This is a genomic window from Albidovulum sp., assembly GCF_049646345.1.
Classification (GTDB): domain Bacteria; phylum Pseudomonadota; class Alphaproteobacteria; order Rhodobacterales; family Rhodobacteraceae; genus Albidovulum.
The window spans coordinates 1-2,935 of sequence record NZ_JBARVQ010000865.1 but is presented as its reverse complement, the minus strand read 5'-3'; the positions used below and the strand labels follow the sequence as shown (position 1 = coordinate 2,935).

3 protein-coding genes are annotated in these 2,935 nt (G+C 63.6%); 2 read left to right on the top strand and 1 reads right to left on the bottom strand.

All coding sequences use genetic code 11. The features are described from left to right. The first annotated feature begins 239 nt into the window (after positions 1-239). The gene (locus WBB85_RS22620) at positions 240-1,544 is read left to right on the top strand and encodes a UDP-glucose dehydrogenase family protein (RefSeq protein ID WP_432640822.1); all 1,305 of its coding nucleotides are present in this window, start codon (positions 240-242) and stop codon (positions 1,542-1,544) included. 15 nt (positions 1,545-1,559) lie between these two features. On the opposite strand, the gene WBB85_RS22615 is transcribed toward WBB85_RS22620, so the two are convergent. Further along, the gene (locus WBB85_RS22615) at positions 1,560-2,210 is read right to left on the bottom strand and encodes a pyridoxamine 5'-phosphate oxidase family protein (RefSeq protein WP_432640821.1); all 651 of its coding nucleotides are present in this window, start codon (positions 2,208-2,210) and stop codon (positions 1,560-1,562) included. 73 nt (positions 2,211-2,283) lie between these two features. On the opposite strand from WBB85_RS22615, the gene WBB85_RS22610 reads away from it, so the two are divergent. Continuing rightward, on the top strand, positions 2,284-2,935 hold a 652-nt coding region (locus tag WBB85_RS22610; RefSeq protein ID WP_432640820.1), incomplete at its 3' end, for an aminotransferase class I/II-fold pyridoxal phosphate-dependent enzyme.

Here is a 2,935-nt window from a genome sequence, read left to right as displayed (position 1 = left end):
CCCAAGATCGCAGATCAGGTCCGTACACAGCCGAGAAAAGGTGCTGCTGCTGCGACCATCTATCGTCGCCACGCCGTGATTTGCATTCATGCATTTGCAAAAAACGGGATGGGATGCGGGAACTGTCTCCGATTCACCGATAATTCGAACCCCTGCCACATCAGATTACCCCGCCCGCCGTTGACACGGACCGGGGGTTCGTTCCATGTCGTCGCAACACATTTCACGAGGGTCAGTTTATGAAGATTGCGATGATCGGCACAGGTTATGTCGGCCTGGTTTCGGGGGTCTGCCTGTCCGATTTCGGGCATGACGTCATCTGCGTGGACAAGGATCCGCGCAAGGTCGAGATGCTGACCCGTGGCGAAGTGCCGATCTATGAGCCGGGGCTCGACACCCTCATGGCCCGCAATGTCGCCGCAGGGCGGCTGACCTTCACCGGCGATCTGAAAGCCGCCGTTGCCGGGGCAGATGCGGTCTTTATCGCCGTCGGCACGCCGACGCGGCGCGGCGATGGCCATGCCGATCTGACCTATGTGATGGCGGCGGCAGAAGAGATCGGCCGCGCGCTCACCGGCTATGCCGTCATCGTCACCAAATCGACCGTTCCGGTCGGCACCAATGCCGCCGTCCGCGCCGTGGTGGAGAAAGCGGCCCCCGCGGCCGAATTCGACGTCGCCTCCAACCCGGAATTTCTGCGCGAAGGCGCGGCTATCGACGACTTCATGCGCCCCGACCGGGTGGTTGTCGGCGTGACCTCGGACCGGGCCCGCAAGGTGATGGGCGAGATTTACCGCCCGCTGTTCCTGCGCGATTTCCCGGTTCTCTATACCGATCTTGAGACCGCCGAGATGATCAAATACGCGGCGAACGCCTTCCTTGCGACCAAGATCACCTTCATCAACGAAATCGCCCGGCTTTGCGAAAAGGTCGGCGCGGATGTGAAGCAGGTGTCGAAGGGCATGGGCCTCGACAACCGGATCGGCAACAAGTTCCTGCATGCGGGGCCCGGCTATGGCGGGTCGTGTTTTCCCAAGGATACGCAGGCACTCGCCCGGATCGGACAGGAACATGCCGCTCCGATCCAGATCGTCGAGACGGTCATCAAGGTCAATGAAGAGATCAAGCGCCGCATGATCGAAAAGATCATGGACCTTTGCGACGGATCGGTGAACGGCAAGACGGTGGCCGTGCTCGGCGTCACGTTCAAGCCGAACACCGACGACATGCGCGATGCGCCGTCACTGGCCATCGTGCCCGCCCTTGTCGGCAATGGCGCGAAGGTGCGCGTCGTCGACCCGCAGGGGCGGCGCGAGGGCGAACACCTTCTGCCCGGTGTCGACTGGCAGGAGGACGCCTATAGCGCCGCCGCCGATGCAGATGTCGTGGTTGTCCTGACCGAATGGAATGAATTCCGCGCGCTCGACCTGCCCCGGCTTGCCGCCACGATGAAAAGCCCGCGCATGGCGGACCTTCGCAACATCTATTCGCCGCGTGATGCGAAAGCGGCGGGGTTTGAGGCCTATTCCGGGGTGGGGCGGTAACTCCGCCCCATCCGGTCAGACCAGAAACTTCTTCCGCGCCGCCGCGAAACTCTGCGGCTCGGGCCTGGACGCATCGGTGAACCCATCGGGCACACCGCGTCCGATGGCGGTCGAGATCGGCAGAACACCACTCCACAGATCAAGCCCATGATCCACCTCATCATCGACGGGCGGGCCAGATCGCACCTTGACCGTCATCGCCTCGATATCAAGCGCGAGCACACCGGTCGCCTTTTCTTCCTGCCCGGTATTCGCGCGGATTTCATCATAGCGGCCGGGCAAAAGGTGTTCGGTGATCAGTTGCAGCGCCCGGTCGAATTCGGCCTTGTCGGTCACTTTGCGCGCCATGCCATGAACGACGACAGAACGATAGTTGACCGAATGGTGAAAGCCCGAGCGCGCCGCGACCAGCCCGTCAATAAGCGTCACCGTCAGGCACATCGGCAAGCCGCCGGTCTTCGCGACCGCCCGGGTTTTGGATGCGCCGTGAATGTAAAGCCGGTCGCCATCGCGGGCATAGGCCATCGGGATCACCATCGGCCGCTCATGGGCGACGAAACCGACATGGGCAACCAATCCCTGATCGAGGATCGCATGGGCGACCGCCTCATCATCGACCTTGCGGTTCGGGTTTCTCATCTTGGCATAGAGGGGTGGCGTGGTCATGTGTCCTCCGTTTCTTGTCGGCAGGATTAGGTCCTTGTATGGTTCCATGAAAGATCCAGATTTGGTGCATTTCATGGAACCACTCGCACTGACCGCGCTGACACAACCGGACGCGGCCCGCACCGGATCGCTGGCCGTGCAGCTTTACCGCGACCTCATGGAGGCGATCCGGTCCGGGCGGGCCACGGGCAGCCTTCCCTCCTCCCGCGCCGCGGCCGCTGCGCTTGGCCTGTCGCGCAACACGGTGAATGCGGCCTATGAATTGTTGCGCGCCGAGGGGGCCGTCAGCATCCGCCCGGGCGCCGCGCCACTGGTCCTTGAACCGCAGGCCAGCACAGCACCACCGCCGTCAGCAGCACCGGTGAATTCAGGGCCAAGCCTGCGCGGACTGAACTGGGCGGAAGGCGGAAAGCGGCGCAGTGGCGGCGGCCTCATGTCCCCCGGCCATCCAGACGAGTCGCTCTTTCCCGGCGATGAATGGGGACTGCATCTGCGTCGCGCCGCGCGCCGCAGGCAGGGGCCGGGTTTTGCCTATGCCGACTATACTGGCCTGCCGCTTCTGCGTGAGGTTCTGGCGCGCCGCCTGTCCGCCGACCGGGGCATGCATGTGACGCCCGCACAGATCCTGATCACGCCGGGCAGCCAGGCTTCGCTCACGCTCATCGCACTTGCCCTCGCCGATCCCGGCGACAGCGCCCTGATCGAAGAGCCGGGCTATGCCGGCG

Excerpts from the sequence above, each read along its gene's own strand:
- WBB85_RS22620 (WP_432640822.1), top strand. The coding sequence starts at position 240 with ATGAAGATTGCGATGATCGGCACAGGTTATGTCGGCCTGGTTTCGGGG.
- WBB85_RS22615 (WP_432640821.1), bottom strand. The coding sequence starts at position 2,210 with ATGACCACGCCACCCCTCTATGCCAAGATGAGAAACCCGAACCGCAAG.